Consider the following 21,691-nt stretch of genomic DNA (forward strand, 5'->3'; position numbering starts at 1 on the left):
GGATCGGGCAAAACCACGCTGGCCAATCTGTTGCCCCGGTTCGTGGAAGTCGAGCGCGGCGAGGTCATGCTCGACGGTGTGGCCTTGCCCGAATGGGATCTCACCAGCTTGCGGCGCCAGTTCGCCATGGTCAGCCAAGACGTGGTGATGCTCAACGACAGCCTGGTCGCCAACGTGGCCCTGGGCGAAGCCGGGCCAGCGCTGGACGAGGCGCGGGTAACGGCGGCCCTGCTGTCGGCCAATCTGGGCGAGCTCATCACCCGTTTGCCACAAGGCATCCACACCACGGTGGGGCACAACGCGGCCGAACTCTCCGGCGGGCAGCGCCAACGCCTGGCGATTGCGCGCGCCATCTACAAAGACGCACCGATTCTGATTCTGGACGAAGCCACCTCGGCCCTGGACAACGAATCCGAGCGCCTGGTGCAAGAGGCCTTGTCCCACCTCATGCGCGGCCGCACGACGCTGGTCATCGCGCACCGCCTGTCCACCATTGAACACGCCGACCGGGTGGTGGTGCTGGCCGACGGCCAGATCATGGAACAAGGCAGCCACGCCCAGCTGCTGGCCGCCGACGGGCTGTACGCGCGCCTGCACTCGCAGGGCTTGACCAGCGACAGCTGAGAAAGCGGGCGCCTCGCTTGCTTGCTCAGCGCGGCGCTTCAGAGCAGAACGATGTCGTACTGCTCCTGCGTCATCGAGCCCTCGCTTTGCAGCGAAATCGGTTTGCCGATGAAGTCGGACAGGCCGGCCAGGTGTTGCCGTTCTTCGTCCAGAAACAACTCCACCACCTGGGGGGCGGCCACCACGCGGAATTCACGCGGGTTGAAGGCCCGTGCCTCGCGCAAGATCTCGCGCAAGATGTCGTAGCACACGCTACGCGAGGTCTTGACCGAACCCTTGCCCGAGCAGGCGGCACAGGTTTCGCTCAGCATCTGGGCCAAAGATTCGCGCGTGCGCTTGCGCGTCATCTCCACCAGACCCAGCTGCGAAAAACTGCCGGTCATGGTCTTCACACGGTCCCGCGCCAGCTGTTTGCGGAACTCGGTCAGCACGGCATCGCGGTGGTCTTCGCGCACCATGTCGATGAAATCCACAATCACGATGCCACCCAGGTTGCGCAAGCGCAGCTGCCGGGCAATGGCTTGTGAAGCCTCCAGATTGGTGCGGAAAACGGTGTCGTCGAAGTTGCGCGCCCCCACGTATCCACCGGTGTTCACATCCACCGTGGTCAGGGCCTCGGTCTGGTCGATCACCAGATAGCCGCCGGACTTGAGATCGACCCGGCGGCTGAGGGCGCGGGCAATGTCGTCGTCCACGTTGAACAAATCGAAAATCGGTCGTTCACCGGTGTAGAGCTGCAGCTTGTTCACGGTGTCGGGCATGAACTCGCGGGCAAAGTTCTGCAACCAGCCGAACTGCTCGCGCGAGTCGATGCGGATGGACAGCGTCTCCGCACCCACCAGGTCGCGCAACACCCGCTGCATGAGATTCAGGTCTTCGTGCAGCAGGGTGGCCGGCGCCTTGCGCGTAGCCCCTTCCTTGATGCGCTGCCAGGTCTTGCGCAGGTAGGCGATGTCTTCGCTCAGCTCCGCGTCGCTGGCGTCTTCGGCATTGGTGCGCAAGATGAAGCCCCCGCTGGCGCTCACAGCCTTGCCGTTGTCTTGCACCATCGCCAGGCCCATGACGCGCTGGCGCAAGGCTTCGCGCTGGGCCGGCGGTATTTTTTGCGAGACGCCGATGTGGTTGTCCTGCGGCAAGAACACCAGCAACCGCCCGGCGATGCTGATCTGCGCGGTGAGCCGCGCGCCCTTGGAGCCAATCGGGTCCTTGAGCACCTGCACCATCAAGGCTTGGCCTTCAAAAATCTGGCGTTCAATCGGCAAAACCGGATCGGGGGTCAACACCCGCGCGCTCGAAACCGGTGCGGCGGTGCTCGCGTCGGGCGCTGCGCCCTCCCCTGCATCGCTGGCCGGCGGCGTCGCCACCGGCACCAGGCGGTCGCGTGGTGCGGCGTGTTTGGCCGTGATGTTGGGCATGAGATCGGCCACATGCAAAAAGGCCGCCCGATCGAGACCAATGTCGATAAAGGCCGATTGCATACCCGGCAATACCCGGGAGACCTTGCCCAGATAAATATTGCCCACCAGGCCACGCTCCAAGGTGCGCTCCAGATGCACCTCTTGTACCGTGCCTTGCTCCACCACCGCCACACGGGTTTCTTGCGGCGCCCAATTGATCAAGATGTCCTGGCTCATATCGTTTTGGCTTTCAGATCAGCTGAACGCCCGCGGCACCCAGCACCTGCGCGGTCTCGAACGCAGGCAGACCCATGATGCCCGAATAGCTGCCGCTGATGTGGCTGGCCCACAGTGCCGCCCGCCCCTGAATGGCATAGGCCCCGGCTTTGCCCATGGGCTCGCCGGTCTGCACATACGCCCGAATCTGGGCTGGGCGCAAAGCCTCGAACGTCACCCACGAGGTCGACAAGGCCGACCACTGCTGCGCCGCACGCGCACGCGGTTTGCCCACCGCCACGGCGGTGAGCACGCGGTGGCGTTGGCCCGAGAGTGCAGCCAGCATGCGGGCCGCGTCGGCCGCGTCTTCGGGTTTGGCCAGAATGCGCCGCCCCAGTGCGACGGTGGTGTCGGCACACAGCACAGGCGCCGGAGGCAGGCCGCGCTGGCGCAGGCGCGCCAAGGCGGCCTGCAGTTTGAGGCCGGTGACCCGGGTCACGTAGGCCGCTGGCGCCTCACCCGGCAACGCCGCTTCCAGCGACTCGGTATCCTCCCCGGCATCGGGCAAGAGCAGTTCGCAGCGCACACCCCACTGCTCCAGCAACTGCAAACGGCGCGGGCTTTGTGACGCGAGGTAGATGAAGGTCATGGCGTTGAATCTCGGACATGGAAACCACGGCGGTGAAACGGCATGGGGCCCCAGCGTCTTCGCAGCCCACGCAAGGCCCCAGGCCGAGCCTCACTCGCGGTGGTAAGGGTGGTTGGCGTTGATCGACCAGGCCCGGTACAGCTGTTCGATCAACAGCACGCGCGCCATGGCGTGGGGCAAGGTCAAATCGGACAGGCGCACGCGCTGGTGCGCACCTTCGCGAAACGCGGGCTCCAGGCCATCGGGGCCGCCGATGATGAGGGCCACGTCGTCCCCCTCCTGCTGCCAGTGCAACAGCTGTTGCGCCAGCACCTTGGTGGTCAGGGCGGTGCCGCGTTCGTCCAGCGCCACCACACGGCAGCCCCTGGGCAAGGCGCCCACGATGCGCTCGCGCTCGGCCGCTTGCAGGGTCTCCAGCGTTTTAGAGCCACGCGGTTCGGTCTTGACGGTCTTGAGTTCCACCCGCCATTCGGGCGGGAAGCGTTTGGCGTAATCGTCGTAGGCGGTCTGGGCCCAGCCGGGCATCTTCTGCCCGACCGCGACGATCACCAGCTTCATGCCTTCTTGACGGCCGGGCGCTTGGCAGCGGGTTTTCTGGCCGGCTTCTCGGTCGGTTTGGTCGCACCGGGCTTGGTGGTCGAGCGCGGCTTGACCACCACCGTGGCCATCTTGGCCTTGGGCTTGTCACCGGCAACGGTCTTGCGTGCTGCGGTTTTGCCAGCCACGGTCTTTCCGCTGGCGGCCTTGGGCTTGGCGCTGGGCTTGGGAGCGGATGCCGCCGCCGACTTGGCTGCCGATTTGGCCGCCGTGCGAGCCACCGTCTTGGCGGCAATGGCTTTGACCGGCTTGTCCTCAACCTTGGCTTTTTTGCGCGCAGGCGCTTTGGCGGCCACCACGGGCTTTTCGGCACCGTGTTTGACCCGAACCGGCTTTTGCCCCCAGATCTCTTCCAGGCGGTAGTACTGGCGGATCACGGGCTGCATCACGTGCGCCACGGCCGCACCGCAGTCCACGATGATCCATTCGCCGTTGTCTTCGCCTTCGATGCGCGGCTTGTCAAAACCGGCTTCGCGCACCGCGTCGCGCACGCTGGCGGCCAGCGCCTTGGTCTGGCGGTTCGAGGTGCCGCTGGCGATGATCACGCGTTCAAACAGGGGGGACAAATGCTCGGTGTTGAAGACCACGATCTCCTGGGCTTTGACATCTTCGAGTCCATCCACAATGGCGCGTTGGAGTCGCTGGATGTCTTTTTTGGCTTGGGTTTCGCTGGTCATGTATGGGTCTGGTAAAGGTGATGTTGTGAAATATAGCTTGCGACAGGCTGGGGCACCAGCACTTCAATGGACGGGCCGCCACCCCGCGACTGTGCCAGCTGGGCGCGCACCGCCGTCGCACTGATGTTCTGCAAGGGCATGTTCAAGCGCTCAAAAGGCAGGTCCACGCCCGAAAGATCGGTCTCCGGGTGGTGGGGCTGGGCGGCATCTGCTCCGATGTTGGTGGCCCGGTTCGCCACCGCCAGCGAGGCCAGGGCCAGCACATCCTGCCAATGCACCCAGTTCTTGAACGCCAGCAACTGGTCGGCCCCCAGTATGAGGTAGAGCTGCGCGCGCGGGTGCTCGGCGGCCAGTTCTTTGAGCGTGTCGGCGGTGTAACTCGGCCCCGCGCGCCGGATTTCCCGGCTGTCGATGCGGGCCTTGGGCAAGTCACCAAACGCCAGCTCGCACATGGCCAGGCGCTGTGACGAGGGCGACAAGACCCGCGTCTTGTGCCAGGCGTGCCCGGTGGGCAGGATGTAGAGCAGATCGAGATCGAGCTGTTTGAGTGCGGCTTCGGCCAGCGAGCGGTGGGCCATGTGGGGCGGATCAAAGGCGCCGCCAAACATCGCCACCCGCAGCGGTTTGGGACCGGTAGAAGTGTGCAAGCTATCCATCAAATCCAGTCCTTGCGCACCAGAAACCGGGTGCTCAGCTGTTGTTCGGGCGAACCCTTGGCATCTTGTCGGCGATACGACCAACTGACCAGCGGTGGCATGGACAGCAGAATCGACTCGGAACGGCCACCCGATTGCAGGCCAAAGTGCGTGCCCCGGTCCCAGACCAGGTTGAATTCCACGTAGCGGCCGCGCCGGTAGAGCTGGAACGCGCGCTCGCGCTCGGTGTAGGCCATGTTCTTGCGCCGGTCCACGATGGGCAGGTAAGCGTCGAGAAACGCGTCCGCGACCGAGGCCGTCATGGCGAAACTGCCCGCCTGCCCCAGCTCGGAAAAATCGTCGAAAAACACGCCGCCAATGCCGCGCTGCTCGTCGCGGTGTTTCAAATAGAAGTACTCGTCGCACCAGGTTTTGAAGCGGGGGTACTTGTCCACGCCGAACGGGTCCAGCGCACGCCGGCAGGTGCTGTGGAAATGCCGCGCGTCTTCTTCGAAGCCGTAATACGGTGTGAGGTCCATGCCGCCACCGAACCAGCACACCGGTTCGCCGCCCTTGGGCGTGGCCGCGATCATGCGCACATTCATGTGCACCGTGGGCACATAGGGGTTGCGCGGGTGGAACACCAGCGAGACCCCCATGGCCTCAAACGGCGCGCCCGCCAGTTCGGGCCGGTGTTGCGTGGCCGAGGGGGGCAGCCGAGGCCCTTGCACATGCGAGAACCCGCAGCCAGCGCGCTCGAACACGGCGCCGCCTTCCAAAATCTGCGTGACGCCTTGGCCTTGCAGCAGCTCGCCCGGCGCTTTTTTCCAGCGGTCGACCATAAAATGCCCACCATCGACCAAGGCCACCGTCGAGGTGATCCGATCCTGCAAGTCCAGCAAGTAGGCTGGCACATCCCGGGTAAGAAGCGTCATGGGGTTCCTGTGGCGCGCACGAGCAAAAACACACCCGCCTTGCCCGCGGATGGTGTCGCAGGGGGTGTGCGGAACGTCAAACCGCGCGGTACCCGATGTCGCGGCGGAACTGCATGCCGTCGAAGGCAATGCCCTGCACGGCATGGTAAGCGCGTTGCTGCGCCTGTGCCACCGTGGGTGCCAGCGCCGTCACGCACAGCACACGCCCGCCGGCGGTGTGCACGGCACCGTCTTTCGCCGTGGTCCCGGCGTGGAACACCATGCTGTCGGCGGCATCGGCCGGCAAGCCGGTGATGGCGTCGCCTTTGCGCGGATTCATGGGGTAGCCGGCGGCGGCCAGCACCACGCCCAGGGCCACGCGCTCGTCCCATTGCAGCGCCACCCGATCGAGTTCACCGCGCGTGGCGGCCAGCAGCACTTGCGCCAGATCGCTTTGCAGGCGCATCAGAATCGGCTGGGTTTCGGGGTCGCCCATGCGGCAATTGAATTCCAGCGTCTTGATGCGGCCGTCGGGCGCGATCATCAGGCCCGCATACAAAAAGCCCGAGAACGGAATGCCGTCGGCCGCCATGCCGTGCAGGGTGGGCAGGATCACCTCGTTCATGGCGCGCTCGTGCACGGCGGGCGTGACCACCGGCGCCGGCGAATACGCGCCCATGCCACCGGTATTGGGGCCTTGGTCGGCGTCCTGCAGGCGCTTGTGGTCCTGGCTGGTGGCCAGGGCGAGCGCGTGTTTCTCGTCGCACAACACGATGAAACTGGCTTCTTCGCCGGTAAGAAATTCTTCGATCACCACCCGCGCGCCACCCTCGTTGTGCACCACGCCCAGCTTGTTGTCGAGCAACATGAAATCGATGGCTTCGTGCGCCTCGGCCAGCGACATCGCCACCACCACGCCCTTGCCTGCCGCCAAGCCGTCGGCCTTGATCACGATGGGTGCGCCCTTGGCATCCACATAGGCGTGCGCGGCGGCAGCATCGGTGAAAGCTTCGTATTCGGCGGTGGGAATGCCGTGGCGCTTCATGAAAGCTTTGGAAAAGGCCTTGGAGCTTTCCAGCTGGGCTGCGGCCTGTGTAGGGCCAAAAATGGCCAAGCCGTGGGCACGGAACTCGTCCACCACGCCAGCGGCCAACGGCGCCTCAGGCCCCACCACCGTCAACGCCACGCCTTGGGCTTGCACCCACTCGCGCAAAGCCTGCTTGTCGGTGATGTCCAGGTTGGTCAGGTCCGGGTCGCGCGCCGTACCGGCGTTGCCGGGCGCGACAAACACCTGCTCCACCCCCTCGGATTGCTTGAGCTTCCAGGCCAAAGCGTGCTCACGACCGCCGCCACCAATCACCAGTACTTTCAATTCAAACTCCAAAAAATCCATTCAGCGCACAACACACAGGTGCAACCGGCGCGAAGTGCAAAAATCCAGAACGCCGCCGACCCGGCTCGGCCGGTCGGCCAGCGTTGCCCCCTGGAGGGGGTGGCGTGCGCGGCGCGGGGGTGCTTCAAATGCTTGCGTTGTGGTACAGGTTCTGCACGTCGTCCAGGTCTTCCAGCACGTCCAACAACTTCTGCATCTTCTCGGCGTCTTCGCCACTCAGTTCGATGGCGTTTTCGGCCCGCATCGTCACCTCGGCCACTTCAGGCACCATGCCTGCGGCTTCCAAGGCCTCTTTCACCGCCTCGAATTCGGTCGGCGGCGTCAGCACTTCGATGGCGCCGTCGTCGCCGGTGATCACATCGTCGGCACCCGCCTCCAGCGCCACTTCCATCAGTTTCTCTTCTGGCGTACCGGGCGCGAAAATCAGCTGCCCGCAGTGCACAAACTGGAACGCCACCGAGCCTTCGGTGCCCATGTTGCCGCCGTACTTGCTGAACGCGTGCCGCACTTCGGCCACGGTGCGCACCTTGTTGTCGGTCATGGTGTCGACGATGATGGCCGCACCCGCAATGCCATATCCCTCGTAACGAATTTCCTCCAGCGACACCCCTTCGAGGTTGCCCGAGGCCTTGTCCACGTTGTATTTGATGCGGTCTGCAGGCATATTGGCCGCTTTGGCCTTGTCGATCGCCAGCCGCAGGCGCGGGTTCATCGCCGGGTCGCCACCGCCTTGGCGCGCCGCCACCGTGATTTCACGGATGACACGGGTCCAGATTTTTCCGCGCTTTTCGTCCTGGCGCCCCTTGCGGTGTTGAATATTTGCCCATTTGCTGTGTCCGGCCACGAAATTGTCCTTTAGCTGGTGCGGTGTTTGATCTAATAAGCTCGATTTTACGTTTTCACCCACCCTGCACCAGAAAGACGAGTCCCACCATGGCCGAACCGCTGCTGATTGCCCAGAACGCCAACACCCAGTGCCAGCTGTTGCCCGGCCTGGCCAACCGACACGGCCTCATCACCGGCGCCACCGGCACCGGCAAGACGGTGACCCTGCAAGCGCTGGCCCAGGGCTTTTCCAGCATCGGGGTGCCGGTTTTCATGGCCGATGTGAAAGGCGATCTCACCGGCATCAGCCAGAGCGGCACGGTGAACGAAAAAATCGCGGGCGTTCTGAAAACCAGGGGTTTGGACCTGCCCACCCCGCAAGCCTGCCCCACCACGCTGTGGGACGTGTTTGGCCAACAAGGCCACCCGGTACGCGCCACGGTGAGCGACATGGGCCCGCTGCTGCTGGCCCGCATGCTCGATCTGAACGACACGCAAGCGGGTGTGCTCAACCTGGTATTCAAGATCGCCGACGACAACGGCCTGCTGCTGCTCGACATGAAAGACCTGCGCGCCATGCTGCAGTACATGGGCGACAACGCCAAGCTCTTCACCACCGAGTACGGCAACATCAGCGCCGCCAGCGTGGGCGCCATCCAGCGCGGGCTGATGCAGATCGAGCAGCAAGGCGGCGACAGCTTCTTTGGCGAGCCCATGCTCAACATCCAGGACTTCATGCAGACCGTGGGCGGCAAAGGCGTGGTCAACATCCTGGCGGCCGACAAGCTCATGAACGCACCGCGCCTGTACGCCACCTTTCTGCTGTGGATGCTGTCGGAACTGTTTGAGCAACTGCCCGAGATCGGCGACCCGGAAAAACCCAAGCTGGTGTTCTTCTTCGACGAAGCCCATTTGCTGTTCAACGAAGCGCCCAAGATTCTGGTGGAACGCATCGAACTCGTGGTGCGCCTGGTGCGCTCCAAGGGCGTGGGCGTGTATTTTGTGACCCAGAACCCGCTGGACATTCCCGACAGCGTGCTCGGCCAACTCGGCAACCGGGTACAGCATGCGCTGCGCGCCTTCACCCCGCGCGACCAGAAGGCCGTGAAAGCCACGGCGCAGACCATGCGCCCCAAAGCCGGGCTGGACATCGAAGCCGCCATCACCGAACTCGCGGTGGGCGAAGCGCTGGTGAGTTTTCTCGACCCCAAAGGCCGCCCCAGCGAGACCGAACGCGTCTATGTGCTGCTGCCCGGCAGCCAGCTCGGGCCGATCTCCGATGCGCAGCGCCAGCAACTGCTGAAAGACTCGCTGGTCGCTGGCGTGTATGAAGAAACGCTGGACCGCGAAAGCGCTTACGAAATCATCAAAGGCCGCACCGAAGCCGCCCAGCCCCAGGCGGACAGCGACGGCAAAAAGCCCACCACCCCACGGCTGCCCGGCGCAACCGAGGCACCCGCAGCGAGCGGGGGCATAGGCAGCATGGTCAACGAAGCCTTGTTCGGCCGCACCGGCCCGCGCGGTGGCCAGTACGACGGCCTGGTGCAGACCATGGCCAAAACGGCGGCGCGCAGTGTGGCCAGCGGACTGGGGCGGCAACTGGTGCGAGGCATTCTGGGCGGCTTGCTGGGCGGCAAGCGGTGAAGCTGGGCCAACGAGGAAAAACCATGACCAATACGCTGATCATCCTTCTGCTGTGCGTGCCCGCCCTCGCTTTGCTGGTGGCACAGATCGGTGGCTTCAGCGGCAAACGCCCGGCCGACATCGGCATCACCAGCGGCCGCCTCAAACCACCGTCCAACACCCGCAACAGCGTCTCCAGCCAGGCCCCGCTCTACCCGGACCATGCGCAAAAGGACGCAGCCAACATAGCGCCGCTGACGCTCAAGAGCGGGAGTGCCGAGGTGTCGATACAGACGCTTCTCGGCGTGCTCCAGGCCATGCCCGGCATCACCGTGGTCGAACAAAAACCCGACTACCTCTATGCCGAAGCGCAGACGCGCTGGTTGAAGTTTGTGGACGATGTGGAGTTCTGGCTCAACCCCGAGCGCGGTGTGATCGAAGTGCGCAGCGCCAGCCGATTGGGCAAGGAAGACCTGGGCGCAAACCGCAAACGCATCGAAGCGATCCGCGCCGCCTACCTGGCGCAGCCCTGAAGAAGAAGCCGCACGCGAAGCGGCAAGAGCGGTAGAAGGCCGCTTCGATTGAGACAAAAAAAAGCCCGGATCAACCGGGCCTTTTTTGGGGGGCAGTTCAAACCTCAGTTGGTCTCGGCATCGGCCGTGGGCTTGGTCTTGCCCTCTTTCTTGGGCAGCGGCTGGATATCGAGTTTGACTTCCTGGGTTTCCACACCCTTTTCGTCCTTCACGGTCTCGATATCCACTGTCAGACGCCCACCATCGGTCAGGCGGCCGAACAGCAGTTCGTCGGCCAGGGCACGCCGGATGGTGTCCTGGATCAGGCGCTGCATCGGGCGTGCGCCCATGAGCGGATCGAAGCCCTTCTTGGCCAGGTGCTTGCGCAGAGCGTCGGTGAAGGTGACCTCCACCTTCTTCTCGCCCAGTTGCTGCTCGAGCTGCAAAAGGAACTTGTCCACCACGCGCAGGATGACGTTTTCGTCCAGCGCCTTGAAGCCCACGGTGGCGTCCAGGCGGTTGCGGAACTCGGGCGAGAACAGACGCTTGATATCGGCCATCTCGTCGCCCGCTTCGCGCGGGTTGGTGAAGCCAATGGTCGCCTTGTTCATGGTCTCGGCACCCGCGTTGGTCGTCATGATGACGATCACGTTGCGGAAGTCGGCCTTGCGTCCGTTGTTGTCCGTCAGCGTGCCATGGTCCATCACCTGCAGCAACACGTTGAAGATGTCCGGGTGCGCTTTCTCGATTTCGTCGAGCAGCAGCACGCAGTGCGGCTTCTTGGTGACGGCCTCGGTCAGCAAACCACCCTGGTCAAAGCCCACGTAGCCCGGAGGCGCACCGATCAGGCGGCTGACCGCATGGCGCTCCATGTACTCCGACATGTCGAAGCGGATCAGGTCGATGCCCATGATGTAGGCCAGCTGCTTGGCGGCTTCGGTCTTGCCCACGCCCGTGGGGCCGCTGAACAGGAAGGCACCAATCGGCTTGTCCGATTTGCCCAGTCCCGAGCGCGCCATCTTGACGCTGGAGGCCAGGATGTCGAGCGCTTTGTCCTGTCCGAACACCACACTCTTCAGATCGCGTTCCAGCGTCTTGAGCTTGCCGCGGTCGTCGTTGGACACGTTGGCGGGCGGAATGCGCGCGATCTTAGCCACGATCTCTTCGACCTCGGTCTTGCTGATGGTCTTCTTGCGCTTGGACGCTGGCAGGATGCGCTGCGCAGCACCCGCCTCGTCGATCACGTCGATGGCCTTGTCGGGCAGGTGGCGGTCGTTGATGTACTTGGCACTCAACTCGGCCGCCGCCTGCAGGGCAGCCACGGCGTATTTCACGCCATGGTGCTCTTCAAAGCGCGACTTCAGGCCCTTGAGGATGTCGACGGTTTCTTGCACCGTGGGCTCGACCACGTCGACCTTCTGGAAGCGGCGGCTGAGTGCCGCGTCTTTTTCGAAGATGCCCCGGTACTCGGTGAAGGTGGTGGCGCCAATGCACTTCATCTGCCCGCTGGAGAGAGCGGGCTTCAGGAGGTTGGAGGCATCCAATGTGCCGCCCGAAGCGGCGCCCGCGCCGATCAAGGTGTGGATTTCGTCGATGAACAGGATGGCGTTGGGCTTGTCCTTGAGCGACTTGAGCACGCCTTTCAGGCGCTGTTCAAAATCGCCACGGTACTTGGTGCCCGCCAACAGCGCACCCATGTCCAGCGAATACACCTGCGCTTCGGCCAGAATTTCGGGCACCTCGTTTTGCGTGATGCGCCAGGCCAGGCCCTCGGCGATGGCGGTCTTGCCGACACCGGCTTCACCCACCAGCAACGGGTTGTTCTTGCGGCGGCGGCACAGGATCTGGATCACGCGCTCGACTTCGTATTCGCGCCCGATCAGCGGATCGATCTTGCCGTCTTTCGCCATCTGGTTGAGGTTCTGCGTGAACTGCTCCAGAGGCGAGGCCTTTTCATTGCTCTTGGCTTCGCCACCCTCTTCGTTCTCGGGCGCGCTCTCGCCCGATTTGGAGGGTTCGGGCGGGTCGCTCTTGCGGATGCCGTGGGCAATGAAATTGACCACGTCCAGGCGCGTCACACCCTGCTGATGCAGGTAGTAAACGGCGTGGGAGTCCTTCTCGCCAAAAATGGCGACCAACACATTGGCACCGGTGACTTCCTTCTTGCCATTGCCGGTGGACTGCACGTGCATGATGGCGCGCTGGATGACGCGCTGAAAGCCCAGCGTGGGCTGGGTATCCACCTCATCGGACCCCGCCACCTGGGGCGTGTTGTCCTTGATGAAGTTGGTGAGCGACTTGCGCAGGTCGTCGACATTGGCCGAGCAGGCGCGCAGCACCTCGGCCGCGCTGGGGTTGTCCAGCAGGGCCAAGAGCAGGTGTTCGACGGTGATGAATTCGTGCCGCTGCTGCCGGGCCTCGACAAAGGCCATATGCAAGCTGACTTCAAGTTCTTGGGCAATCATATGGGCACTTCCTTTAGGCTTGGGATGATCTGAAACGCAAGACGTCTGTGACTAGGGTAACAAGGAGATGACCAACAGGTGGGGTGGATACGCTTTTATTCAACTGGTTCGCTCAAACACTGTAAAGGGTGGCCCGCCTGTCGGGCCGCCTGGGTGACTTGTTCGACCTTGGTGCTGGCCACATCGCGGGAGTAAACCCCGCAAATGCCTTTGCCTTCCAGGTGGATCTTCAGCATGATCTGGGTCGCGGTTTCACGGTCTTTGCTGAAATACTCCTGGATGACGTGCACCACAAACTCCATGGGCGTGAAATCGTCGTTGAGCAGCACCACCTGAAACATCTGTGGGGGTTTGACCTTCTGGGTTCGGCGTTCGAGCACGACCGAATCGTCGCTCCCCGCACCAGGAGGTGTAACCGGGTTTTCGGGAGGTTTGGGTTTCTGGGTGGCCATGAAAACGATTCTAGCGGGGACAGCAGCTCCCCTGAGATTTGCAGGGCTACCAATGTGCGGGCAGGCCGGCATTCGGACCTCTCTCCCACCTTGTTGCTCGCTTGCGTCCAACTTCTGCCCAGCGCCATCTACACCTCCTGAAGCCCATTGTGCGGCGACCCGGCAAAAGAAAACCGCCAAGGAAGCCTGCTTCCTGGCGGTTTTTCACACCTTAAGTGTTTCGCAAACCCGGCGCTCCAGGCGTTCGCGAATGGCCGGATCACATGTTGTCGATCATCACCTGACCAAAGCCCGAGCAGCTCACCTGGGTTGCGCCGTCCATCAGGCGGGCAAAGTCGTAGGTGACCTTCTTGCTCGCAATGGATTTCTCCATGGACCGCAGGATGAGGTCGGCGGCTTCGGTCCAGCCCATGTGGCGCAACATCATCTCCGCCGACAGGATTTCGGAACCGGGGTTCACATAGTCCTTGCCTGCGTACTTGGGCGCCGTGCCGTGGGTGGCTTCAAAACAGGCCACCGAGTCCGACAGGTTGGCGCCGGGCGCGATGCCAATGCCCCCGACCTGCGCCGCCAGTGCATCGGAGATGTAGTCGCCGTTCAGGTTCAAAGTGGCGATCACCGAATATTCAGCGGGGCGCAGCAGGATTTGCTGCAGAAAGGCATCGGCAATGCTGTCCTTGATGGTGATGTCTTTTCCGGTCCTGGGGTTCTTGAAACGGCACCAGGGGCCGCCGTCCACCAACTCGGCACCAAACTCCTTTTGCGACAGCGCGTAGGCCCAATCGCGAAAGCCACCCTCGGTGTACTTCATGATGTTGCCCTTGTGCACGATGGTCACGCTGGGCTTGTCGTTGTCGATGGCGTACTGGATGGCCTTGCGCACCAGGCGCTCAGTGCCTTCGCGCGACACCGGCTTGATGCCAATGCCCGAGGTGTTCGGAAAGCGGATTTTGGTGACACCCATTTCCTCCTGGAGGAATTTGATGAGCTTCTTGGCCTTGTCCGACTCGGCTTCGTACTCGATGCCGGCGTAGATGTCTTCGGAGTTCTCGCGGAAGATCACCATGTTGACCTTTTGCGGCTCCTTCACCGGAGAAGGCACGCCACTGAAGTACTGCACCGGGCGCAGGCACACATACAAGTCCAGCTCCTGGCGCAGCGCCACATTGAGTGAACGTATACCGCCCCCCACGGGCGTGGTCAGCGGCCCCTTGATGGACACCACGTACTCGCGCAGCACCTGCAGCGTCTCTTCGGGCAACCACACGTCGGGGCCGTAGACCTGGGTGGATTTTTCACCCGCATACACCTCCATCCAGTGGATCTTGCGCTGGCCGCCGTAGGCCTTGGCCACAGCCGCGTCCACCACCTTGAGCATCACCGGCGTGATGTCAAGGCCGGTGCCATCACCCTCGATGTACGGCACGACCACCTGGTCCGGCACCTGCAGGGACATGTCGGCGTTGACGGTGATTTTCTGGCCTTCGGCGGGAACTTTGATGTGCTGGTACATGGATACAGGACTCCGTGTTCGAAACGAGGGATGCTGGGCAGACCCATGGTCGACCTTATGATCGCGGTGAGTGCGAACTATTTTAGTCCCCGCCCCTCTACCGTCCACCCACGTTCATGCCCGTGCGCGCGATGCCACGCCCGCACGGGTTCAGGCCCGACAACCGACCAGACACACGATGCGCTTCCTCCATTCCCTCCCCGCCTCGCTGGCCGCGCTGCTCCTGACCCTGGGCGGCGGCGTGTCGGCACAAGAACGGCCCCAGCTGGACCTGCCTCGGGTCAAACTGGCTGCAGGCCTGTACCAGATCGACGCGCAGATCGCGGCGACACCGCAGCAACGGTCGATCGGACTCATGCACCGCAAAGACATGCCGACCCACGAAGGCATGCTGTTCGTCTTCGAGCGGGCCGAAGTCCAGTGCTTCTGGATGAAGAACACCTTGTTGCCGCTGACCGCCGCCTTCGTCGCCGACGACGGCAGCATCGTCAACCTGGCCGACATGCAGCCCCAGACCACCGACTCGCATTGCTCGACCCAACCGGTGCGCTATGTGCTGGAAATGAACCAGGGCTGGTTTGCCAAGCGCCACATCGGCGCCAAGACCCGTTTGAGCGGCCCCGTCTTTCGCAAGTCCGAATAGGCCGAGCGCGCGCCAGGCCGAGGCGCCTGGATCGGCGTGTCCGTTCCCCCTGCGGCGTGGCGCCCGGGCCAGCCACGGCGGCGCCAACCCGAACCCATAAAAAGAAAGGGCTTGCGGGCTGAACGCCCCGCAAGCCCTTGTGCGCCAGCGCAGAAAGCGCCTGGCGTGACGCCCACGACCGTTACGCTTTTGTGAGCTCCAGCGCCGCGTTCAAGGTCTGGCTGGGCCGCATCACGCGCTCGAGTTTGGCCATATCGGGCATGTAGTAGCCACCGATGTCGGCCGGCTGGCCTTGCACCGCCGCCAGCTCCGCGACGATGGTCTGTTCGTTGTCGGTCAGGTACTTGGCCAGAGGCTCGAACTTGGCAGCCAGCGCCGGGTCTTCGGTTTGTGCGGCCAACGCCTGTGCCCAGTACATGGCCAGGTAGAACTGGCTGCCGCGGTTGTCCAGCTGCCCGGTCTTGGGGCTGGGTCCCTTGTTGTTGTCCAGCAGTTGCCCGGTGGCGGCGTCCAGCGTCTTGGCCAGTATCTTGGCCTGGGTGTTGCCGGTCTTGAGGCCCAAATCTTCCAGCGACACCGCCAAGGCCAAGAATTCACCCAGCGAGTCCCAGCGCAAGTGGTTTTCTTCCACCAGTTGCTGCACGTGCTTGGGCGCCGAGCCACCGGCGCCGGTTTCGTACATGCCGCCACCCGCCATCAGCGGCACGATGGACAACATCTTGGCGCTGGTGCCCAGTTCCATGATGGGGAACAGGTCGGTCAGGTAGTCGCGCAGGATGTTGCCGGTGGCGCTGATGGTGTCCTGGCCACGGACCACGCGCTCCAGGGTGTAGCGCATGGCGCGCACCTGGCTCATGATCTGGATGTCGAGACCGGCGGTGTTGTGCTCGTGCAGGTACATCTTGACCTTGGTGATGAGCTGGGCCTCGTGCGGGCGGTAGGCATCGAGCCAGAACACCACGGGCATGCCCGAATTGCGCGCACGGTTCACGGCCAGTTTCACCCAGTCGCGGATCGCGGCGTCTTTCACCTGGCACATGCGCCAGATGTCGCCCGCCTCCACCTCTTCACTCAGCAGTACCTCACCCGTGGCGAGATCGGTGATGTTGGCCACACCGTCTTCGGTGATTTCGAAGGTCTTGTCGTGCGAGCCGTACTCTTCGGCCTGCTGGGCCATCAGGCCCACGTTGGGCACGGTGCCCATGGTCTTGGGGTCGAACGCGCCGTGCCACTTGCAGAAGTTGATCATCTCCTGGTAGATCCGGGCGAAGGTCGACTCGGGCATCACGGCCTTGACGTCCTTCAGGCGGCCATCGGCCCCCCACATCTTGCCGCCGTTGCGGATCATGGCGGGCATGGAGGCGTCCACGATGACGTCGTTGGGCGAGTGGAAGTTGGTGATGCCCTTGGCCGAGTCCACCATGGCGAGTTCGGGGCGACCTTCGTGGCAGGCGTGCAGGTCGGCAATGACTTCTTCGCGCTGCGACTGGGGCAGTGTGGCCAACTTGTCGTAGAGGTTGACCATGCCGTTGTTGACGTTCACGCCCAGCTGATCGAACAGCTTGGCGTGCTTCTCGAATGCGTTCTTGTAGAAGATGCGCACGCAGTGGCCGAACACGATGGGGTGCGACACCTTCATCATGGTGGCCTTGACGTGCAAGGAGAACATCACGCCGGTCTTGTAGGCGTCCTGGATTTCATTTTCGTAGAACTCCAGCAAGGCCTTCTTGCTCATGTACATGCTGTCGATCACTTCGCGATCCTGCAGCGCCACCTTTTCTTTGAGCACGATGGTCTTGCCGGTCTTGGTGATCAACTCCATCTTCACATCACGCGCCCGGTCCAGCGTCATCGACTTTTCGCCGTGGTAGAAGTCGCCGTGGTGCATGTGCGAGACATGCGAGCGCGATGCCTGGCTCCACTCGGCCATGCTGTGCGGGTTCTTGCGGGCAAATTCCTTCACGGCGCGCGGCGCACGGCGGTCCGAATTGCCCTCGCGCAGCACCGGATTCACGGCGCTGCCGGTGCACTTGGCGTAGCGGTTGCGAATGGCTTTTTCTTCTTCGGTCTTGGGCGATTCGGGGAAGTCGGGAATCGCATAACCCTTGGATTGCAGCTCTTTGATCGCGCTGATCAGCTGCGACACCGACGCGCTGATGTTGGGCAGCTTGATGATGTTGGCGTCGGCCCGCAGGGTGAGCTTGCCCAGGGCGGCCAGATTGTCCGGCACACGCTGCTCTTCGGTCAGGCATTCCGGGAAAGCGGCCAACACGCGCGCAGCAACCGAAATGTCGCTGCTGACCACGTCAACGCCAACCGGTGCGGTGAACGCGCGGACGATGGGAAGAAAGGCGCTGGTCGCCAGCAAAGGCGCTTCATCGGTCAGCGTGTAGATGATGGTGGGCTGCTGGGTGCTCATAGGTTTGCTCCGTGGATCGTTATGAAATTCCCGCTGAAAAGTGTCGCCCTTCAGCGGAATCTGTAGATAGTCTGAAATTTTGCTTTCAATCCTCTGACCCAGACTTCATTTTTTGAACTCATATCTCACAATACAAAATTTTCAAAGAAAAGCAGATATTCTTTTTGTAAATAGCCGCTTTTTTCAGGATGCCCGCGGCTCAAACCGGCATGAAACCACGCCCGTGCCGCCCAAGCAGGTCTCAGCAAAAAGGGCCCGAAGGCATGGCCTTCGAGCCCTTTTTTTGCCGATTCCGGAACCGGGATCAGGCGAAGTTGGCTTCGGCGAACGACCAGTTCACCAGCTTGTCGAGGAAGGTCTCCACGAACTTGGGCCGTGCGTTGCGGTAGTCGATGTAGTAGGCGTGCTCCCACACATCCACGGTCAACAAGGCTTTGTCTGCGGTGGTCAGCGGGGTGCCTGCGGCGCCGGTGTTGACGATGTCGACCGAACCGTCGGCCTTCTTCACCAACCAGGTCCAGCCGGAACCGAAGTTGCCCACGGCGCTTTTCACAAACGCTTCCTTGAACGCGGCGTAGCTGCCCCACTTGGCATTGATGGCTGCGGCCAATGCGCCTGCAGGCTCACCACCGCCGGCGGGCTTCATGCAGTTCCAGAAAAAGGTGTGGTTCCAGATCTGGGCCGCGTTGTTGTATACGCCACCCGAGGATTTCTTGACGATGGACTCCAGGTCCATGGCTTCAAACTCGGTGCCCTTTTGCAGGTTGTTGAGATTGACCACATAGGCGTTGTGGTGCTTGCCGTGGTGGAACTCCAGGGTTTCCTGGGAGTAGTGCGGCGCCAGCGCGTCGATGGCGAAAGGCAGTGGAGGCAGGGTGTGTTCCATGGGGGTTTCCTCTTCGGTTGGTGTTGTGAATCCAGCGATGGCCTGGCGCCATCCCAGCGTGTCATTGTAGGCAAGGCCAAGGCCTGGAATTGCGTAGGGGTTTTGAGGCGCTTGCACGCCACCCCTGCGCACCGCCACGCCTCAGCGATCCACGGTGAGGCGCAGTTCGCCGTCGGCCAGTTGGGCGCGCAGGCCTTGCCCGGGCTCGGCATGGGCCACACGGGTCACGGCCTGCCCACCGGCGTCGGTGAGCCAGGCGTAACCGCGCTGCAGCACCAGACGGGGGTCGAGCAAGCTCATCGCCGCTTCCACCCGTTGCAGCCGACGGCTGGGTTGTTCGAACGCGTATTGCAAAGACAAAGGCAAACGCGTCTGCACCTTGTCGAGCCGGTTGCGCTGTCGCTGCAACCCCACCACCAGGCCGCTCTGCAAACGGTGCTGCAAGGCCAACAAGTGCTGGCGGCTTTCGTGGGCGCGGCCCGAGGGCCTGCCGATGCGCTGCGCCAGCCGGTCCAGGCGCTGAGCACGTTGGTCTATGCCCTGGTACGCCGCCTCGTTCAGGCGCTCGCGCAGATAGGCCAGCTCACCCAGCCGCTCCTCGCGGGCGGGGGCGCACAGTTCGGCCGCAGCGGTGGGTGTGGGGGCGCGCAAATCGGCCACAAAGTCGGCCAGGGTGAAGTCGGTTTCGTGGCCCACGCCGCAGACCACGGGCATGGGCGCGCGGGCGATGGTGCGCACCAGCGCTTCGTCGTTGAACGCCCACAGGTCTTCCAGCGAACCGCCGCCGCGCACCAACAGCAACACATCGCTCTCGCCGCTCTGGGCGTGGCGGCGGTAAGCCGTTTCCAGCGCCTGGCACAGCGCAGCTGGCGCCTGCGTGCCTTGTACCGGCGCCGGGTAGACCACCACCGGCAGGTGGGGCACCCGGCGGCGCAAGGCGGTCACCACGTCGCGCAAGGCCGCCGCGCCCAGCGAGGTGACCACGCCGATGCTGCGTGGCTGCACAGGCAAAGGCCGTTTGCGTGCCGACTCGAACAGGCCTTCGGCTTCCAGTTGCGCCTTGAGGCGCAGAAACTGCTCAAAGAGTGCGCCCTGCCCGGCCGGCTGCATGCTGTCCACAATGAGTTGCAGATCGCCGCGCGGTCCATACACGTCGAGTTTGCCGCGCACCTGAACCCGTTGACCGTCGCGCGGCGCAAACGTGAGTTGGTCCGCCGAGCGCCGGAACAGCGCGCAGCGGATCTGACCGGTATCGTCTTTGAGTGAAAAGTAGCAATGTCCACTGGCCGCGCGCGAAAAGCCCGAAATTTCGCCAGCCACCGCGACCGGGTTGAAACGGGCCGACAAAGTGTCCGCAATGGCTCGCATGAGCGGGCCAACCGCCCAGACACGCCCTGTCGGCGGGGCTTCCAATTCGAAAAATGGCTCAGACACAGGGCTTTGGGGCACAAATGTGTCCACACTCCGCGGTTTTTCTGGACCGGACACTGCCTGTCGCCCGTTTTCTGTGCCCGTAGAAGCAAGCTGTTGATTTCAAAGCCATTTATGCTGCCTGTTTTGTCATCGATGTATCGAATGGGATAGCCGGCAAGGGCTGGCAGCGTTTGGCGGCCAGGTTCTTCACAAAGTTATCCACAGATTCTGTGGATCGGTGAGCGACCGAACGTCCGCAGATCCGGTGCGGCCGTGCAAGTCACCAGAATGGGGCCCGCAATTGGGCGCCAGGTCCTGCGTCGAAGCACACAGCCCACCTGGGCCATAATCCCAAAGATCGCACTTTGGTCAATCCCGCCTGGAGCCCTGACTTGCTTTCCATCATACAAGCCGCCGGATGGCCCATCTGGCCCCTGATCGCCTGCTCCATCCTCGGACTGGCCCTCGTCATCGAGCGCTTCATCAGTCTGAAAAGCGCCAAAATCATCCCGGCCAAACTGCTGGACGAAGCCATCATGGTGTCGCGCAACGGCATCCCCGGGCCCGATGTGGTGACGCAGCTGGAGCAAAACTCGGTGCTGGGCGAAGTGCTGGCGACCGGCTTTCGCACCTTCAACGTCAACCCGCGTGCCAGCGAGGAAGACTTGCGTGCCAGCCTGGAGGGCGCCGGCCGTCAGGCCGCAGCCAAGCTGCAGCGTTACCTGGGCGCGCTGGCCACCATCGCATCGGCCGCCCCCTTGCTGGGTCTGCTGGGCACGGTGATCGGCATGATCGAGATTTTCGGCTCGCAAGCAGGCGACGGCGGCATGGGCATGGCGGCGGCGGGTGGCAACCCGGCCCAGTTGGCCCATGGCATTTCGATCGCGCTGTACAACACGGCCTTCGGCCTCATGATCGCCATTCCCGCGCTGATCTTCTGGCGCTACTTCCGTGGCCGCGTGGACGAATACCTGCTGGCCATGGAACTGGCGGCCGAGCGCTTTGCCCGGCATTTGCTCAGCCTGCGGCGCTGAAACGGGGCAACAAGCCTTGGCAAACATGAACTTTCGACCCGGCACCCGCGACGAACCCGAGATCAATCTGATCCCGTTCATCGACATCCTGCTGGTGGTGCTGATCTTTTTGATGCTGACCACCACCTACAGCAAATTCACCGAATTGCAGGTGAACCTGCCGGTCGCCGATGCCCAGGCCCAGCGCGAAAACCCGCGCGAGGTGATCGTCGCCATCAGCAGCGATGGCCGCTACTCCATCAACAAGCAGGTGCTCGAAAGTGCGAGCGTAGAAGTGCTCACCCGCGTGCTGGCCCAATCGGCACAAGACAGCCGGGAAGTGGTGGTCATCATCAGTGCCGACGCCGCCGCCACCCACCAGTCGGTCATCAACGTGATGGACGCCGCACGCCGTGCCGGCCTGGTGCAGATCACCTTCGCCACCCAGCAATCGGGTAGCCAACCCGCACGCAAATAAGGCCGCGCAGCATGCGCGAGGGCACAGGGTCCAGCCCTTTCGCCGCGACCAGCTGGCAGTTCAGCGCCCTGCACAAAGGCATACGGGCCCGGCTCCTGTGGCCCCTTTCCCTGGTCTATGGCGCTCTTTCGGCCCTGCGACGCTGGCTCTACGCGCGCGGTGTTTTGCCCGCGCAGCGCCTGCCGGTGCCAGTCATCGTGGTCGGCAATGTGGTGGTCGGCGGTGCAGGCAAAACACCAACCACCATCGCGCTGGTGCGGCACCTGCTCGCGCAGGGCTGGCAGCCCGGTGTGGTGTCCCGTGGCTATGGGCGCCTAAGCGACGATCTGCTCGAAGTGCGGGACGAC

Annotated in this window: 21 protein-coding genes; 7 read left to right on the forward strand and 14 right to left on the reverse strand. The window is 63.2% G+C overall.

Annotated features, from left to right (window positions below; all coding sequences use genetic code 11):
* The coding region (locus ABYB95_RS02055) for an ATP-binding cassette domain-containing protein (protein ID WP_372656765.1) at positions 1 to 624 on the forward strand (624 nt) is incomplete at its 5' end.
* Between the two features lie 38 nt (positions 625 to 662).
* Here the strand turns inward: ABYB95_RS02055 and ABYB95_RS02060 are convergent.
* From ABYB95_RS02060 to ABYB95_RS02095, 8 genes are all read right to left on the reverse strand, one after another.
* Entirely contained in the window at positions 663 to 2,258 is a 1,596-nt protein-coding gene (locus tag ABYB95_RS02060; RefSeq protein ID WP_372656766.1) for a ribonuclease E/G, read from the reverse strand.
* Positions 2,259 to 2,271: 13 nt separating this feature from the next.
* A complete protein-coding gene (locus ABYB95_RS02065) occupies positions 2,272 to 2,886 on the reverse strand; it encodes a nucleoside triphosphate pyrophosphatase (protein ID WP_372656767.1) in 615 nt (204 codons plus the stop codon).
* Positions 2,887 to 2,976: 90 nt separating this feature from the next.
* The gene (gene rlmH / locus ABYB95_RS02070; protein WP_372656768.1) at positions 2,977 to 3,444 is read right to left on the reverse strand and encodes a 23S rRNA (pseudouridine(1915)-N(3))-methyltransferase RlmH; all 468 of its coding nucleotides are present in this window, start codon (positions 3,442 to 3,444) and stop codon (positions 2,977 to 2,979) included.
* Positions 3,441 to 4,160 (reverse strand): ribosome silencing factor, encoded by a 720-nt coding sequence (rsfS, locus tag ABYB95_RS02075; RefSeq protein ID WP_372656769.1) that lies wholly within the window; start codon positions 4,158 to 4,160, stop codon positions 3,441 to 3,443. Before rsfS ends, rlmH begins: the two co-directional genes overlap by 4 nt.
* Entirely contained in the window at positions 4,157 to 4,816 is a 660-nt protein-coding gene (gene nadD, locus ABYB95_RS02080) for a nicotinate (nicotinamide) nucleotide adenylyltransferase (protein ID WP_372656770.1), read from the reverse strand. The genes rsfS and nadD overlap by 4 nt, the downstream gene beginning before the upstream one ends.
* A complete protein-coding gene (hemF, locus tag ABYB95_RS02085) occupies positions 4,816 to 5,730 on the reverse strand; it encodes an oxygen-dependent coproporphyrinogen oxidase (protein WP_372656771.1) in 915 nt (304 codons plus the stop codon). Before hemF ends, nadD begins: the two co-directional genes overlap by 1 nt.
* Positions 5,731 to 5,806: 76 nt before the next feature.
* On the reverse strand, positions 5,807 to 7,081 hold the full coding sequence (gene purD / locus ABYB95_RS02090) for a phosphoribosylamine--glycine ligase (RefSeq protein ID WP_372656772.1): 1,275 nt from the start codon (positions 7,079 to 7,081) through the stop codon (positions 5,807 to 5,809).
* Positions 7,082 to 7,226: 145 nt separating this feature from the next.
* A complete protein-coding gene (locus ABYB95_RS02095; protein WP_372656773.1) occupies positions 7,227 to 7,946 on the reverse strand; it encodes a YebC/PmpR family DNA-binding transcriptional regulator in 720 nt (239 codons plus the stop codon).
* 89 nt (positions 7,947 to 8,035) lie between these two features.
* On the opposite strand from ABYB95_RS02095, the gene ABYB95_RS02100 reads away from it, so the two are divergent.
* Both ABYB95_RS02100 and ABYB95_RS02105 read left to right on the forward strand, forming a co-directional pair.
* On the forward strand, positions 8,036 to 9,571 hold the full coding sequence (locus ABYB95_RS02100) for a helicase HerA-like C-terminal domain-containing protein (protein WP_372656774.1): 1,536 nt from the start codon (positions 8,036 to 8,038) through the stop codon (positions 9,569 to 9,571).
* 23 nt (positions 9,572 to 9,594) lie between these two features.
* A complete protein-coding gene (locus tag ABYB95_RS02105) occupies positions 9,595 to 10,083 on the forward strand; it encodes a DUF1499 domain-containing protein (protein ID WP_372656775.1) in 489 nt (162 codons plus the stop codon).
* A gap of 104 nt (positions 10,084 to 10,187) precedes the next feature.
* Here ABYB95_RS02105 and clpA read toward each other — a convergent pair whose 3' ends face one another.
* From clpA to icd, 3 genes are all read right to left on the reverse strand, one after another.
* Positions 10,188 to 12,527 (reverse strand): ATP-dependent Clp protease ATP-binding subunit ClpA, encoded by a 2,340-nt coding sequence (gene clpA, locus ABYB95_RS02110; RefSeq protein WP_372656776.1) that lies wholly within the window; start codon positions 12,525 to 12,527, stop codon positions 10,188 to 10,190.
* A 95-nt stretch (positions 12,528 to 12,622) separates the two neighbouring features.
* Complete coding sequence (gene clpS, locus ABYB95_RS02115; protein WP_372656777.1) at positions 12,623 to 12,979, reverse strand: ATP-dependent Clp protease adapter ClpS; 357 nt, start codon at positions 12,977 to 12,979, stop codon at positions 12,623 to 12,625.
* Between the two features lie 259 nt (positions 12,980 to 13,238).
* Positions 13,239 to 14,492, reverse strand: a complete 1,254-nt coding sequence (gene icd / locus ABYB95_RS02120) for an NADP-dependent isocitrate dehydrogenase (protein WP_372656778.1) — start codon at positions 14,490 to 14,492, stop codon at positions 13,239 to 13,241.
* A 178-nt stretch (positions 14,493 to 14,670) separates the two neighbouring features.
* On the opposite strand from icd, the gene ABYB95_RS02125 reads away from it, so the two are divergent.
* A complete protein-coding gene (locus tag ABYB95_RS02125) occupies positions 14,671 to 15,135 on the forward strand; it encodes a DUF192 domain-containing protein (protein ID WP_372656779.1) in 465 nt (154 codons plus the stop codon).
* Positions 15,136 to 15,316: 181 nt separating this feature from the next.
* On the opposite strand, the gene ABYB95_RS02130 is transcribed toward ABYB95_RS02125, so the two are convergent.
* The 3 genes from ABYB95_RS02130 to xseA form a co-directional block, all read right to left on the reverse strand.
* Positions 15,317 to 17,554 carry an NADP-dependent isocitrate dehydrogenase gene (locus ABYB95_RS02130; protein ID WP_372656780.1) on the reverse strand — a complete coding sequence of 746 codons (2,238 nt, stop codon included), beginning with the start codon at positions 17,552 to 17,554 and terminating at the stop codon, positions 15,317 to 15,319.
* A gap of 304 nt (positions 17,555 to 17,858) precedes the next feature.
* A complete protein-coding gene (locus ABYB95_RS02135; RefSeq protein WP_372656781.1) occupies positions 17,859 to 18,440 on the reverse strand; it encodes a Fe-Mn family superoxide dismutase in 582 nt (193 codons plus the stop codon).
* Positions 18,441 to 18,581: 141 nt separating this feature from the next.
* Positions 18,582 to 19,808 carry an exodeoxyribonuclease VII large subunit gene (gene xseA, locus ABYB95_RS02140; protein ID WP_372656782.1) on the reverse strand — a complete coding sequence of 409 codons (1,227 nt, stop codon included), beginning with the start codon at positions 19,806 to 19,808 and terminating at the stop codon, positions 18,582 to 18,584.
* A 437-nt stretch (positions 19,809 to 20,245) separates the two neighbouring features.
* On the opposite strand from xseA, the gene ABYB95_RS02145 reads away from it, so the two are divergent.
* The 3 genes from ABYB95_RS02145 to ABYB95_RS02155 all read left to right on the forward strand — a co-directional run.
* Positions 20,246 to 20,887: a MotA/TolQ/ExbB proton channel family protein gene (locus tag ABYB95_RS02145; RefSeq protein ID WP_372656783.1), complete on the forward strand. Its 642-nt coding sequence runs from the start codon at positions 20,246 to 20,248 to the stop codon at positions 20,885 to 20,887.
* Between the two features lie 25 nt (positions 20,888 to 20,912).
* Complete coding sequence (locus ABYB95_RS02150; protein ID WP_372656784.1) at positions 20,913 to 21,344, forward strand: ExbD/TolR family protein; 432 nt, start codon at positions 20,913 to 20,915, stop codon at positions 21,342 to 21,344.
* 11 nt (positions 21,345 to 21,355) lie between these two features.
* Positions 21,356 to 21,691: tetraacyldisaccharide 4'-kinase (locus ABYB95_RS02155; protein ID WP_372656785.1), on the forward strand; the 336-nt coding region annotated here is incomplete at its 3' end.

The sequence above is a fragment of the Hydrogenophaga sp. genome, assembly GCF_041633695.1.
Classification (GTDB): domain Bacteria; phylum Pseudomonadota; class Gammaproteobacteria; order Burkholderiales; family Burkholderiaceae_C; genus Hydrogenophaga.

Excerpts from the sequence above, each read along its gene's own strand:
- rlmH (WP_372656768.1), bottom strand. The coding sequence starts at position 3,444 with ATGAAGCTGGTGATCGTCGCGGTCGGGCAGAAGATGCCCGGCTGGGCC.
- ABYB95_RS02125 (WP_372656779.1), top strand. The coding sequence starts at position 14,671 with ATGCGCTTCCTCCATTCCCTCCCCGCCTCGCTGGCCGCGCTGCTCCTG.
- rsfS (WP_372656769.1), bottom strand. The coding sequence starts at position 4,160 with ATGACCAGCGAAACCCAAGCCAAAAAAGACATCCAGCGACTCCAACGC.
- ABYB95_RS02065 (WP_372656767.1), bottom strand. The coding sequence starts at position 2,886 with ATGACCTTCATCTACCTCGCGTCACAAAGCCCGCGCCGTTTGCAGTTG.
- xseA (WP_372656782.1), bottom strand. The coding sequence starts at position 19,808 with ATGCGAGCCATTGCGGACACTTTGTCGGCCCGTTTCAACCCGGTCGCG.
- ABYB95_RS02060 (WP_372656766.1), bottom strand. The coding sequence starts at position 2,258 with ATGAGCCAGGACATCTTGATCAATTGGGCGCCGCAAGAAACCCGTGTG.
- clpS (WP_372656777.1), bottom strand. The coding sequence starts at position 12,979 with ATGGCCACCCAGAAACCCAAACCTCCCGAAAACCCGGTTACACCTCCT.
- ABYB95_RS02100 (WP_372656774.1), top strand. The coding sequence starts at position 8,036 with ATGGCCGAACCGCTGCTGATTGCCCAGAACGCCAACACCCAGTGCCAG.
- icd (WP_372656778.1), bottom strand. The coding sequence starts at position 14,492 with ATGTACCAGCACATCAAAGTTCCCGCCGAAGGCCAGAAAATCACCGTC.
- ABYB95_RS02150 (WP_372656784.1), top strand. The coding sequence starts at position 20,913 with ATGAACTTTCGACCCGGCACCCGCGACGAACCCGAGATCAATCTGATC.
- hemF (WP_372656771.1), bottom strand. The coding sequence starts at position 5,730 with ATGACGCTTCTTACCCGGGATGTGCCAGCCTACTTGCTGGACTTGCAG.
- ABYB95_RS02105 (WP_372656775.1), top strand. The coding sequence starts at position 9,595 with ATGACCAATACGCTGATCATCCTTCTGCTGTGCGTGCCCGCCCTCGCT.
- clpA (WP_372656776.1), bottom strand. The coding sequence starts at position 12,527 with ATGATTGCCCAAGAACTTGAAGTCAGCTTGCATATGGCCTTTGTCGAG.
- ABYB95_RS02135 (WP_372656781.1), bottom strand. The coding sequence starts at position 18,440 with ATGGAACACACCCTGCCTCCACTGCCTTTCGCCATCGACGCGCTGGCG.
- nadD (WP_372656770.1), bottom strand. The coding sequence starts at position 4,816 with ATGGATAGCTTGCACACTTCTACCGGTCCCAAACCGCTGCGGGTGGCG.
- ABYB95_RS02130 (WP_372656780.1), bottom strand. The coding sequence starts at position 17,554 with ATGAGCACCCAGCAGCCCACCATCATCTACACGCTGACCGATGAAGCG.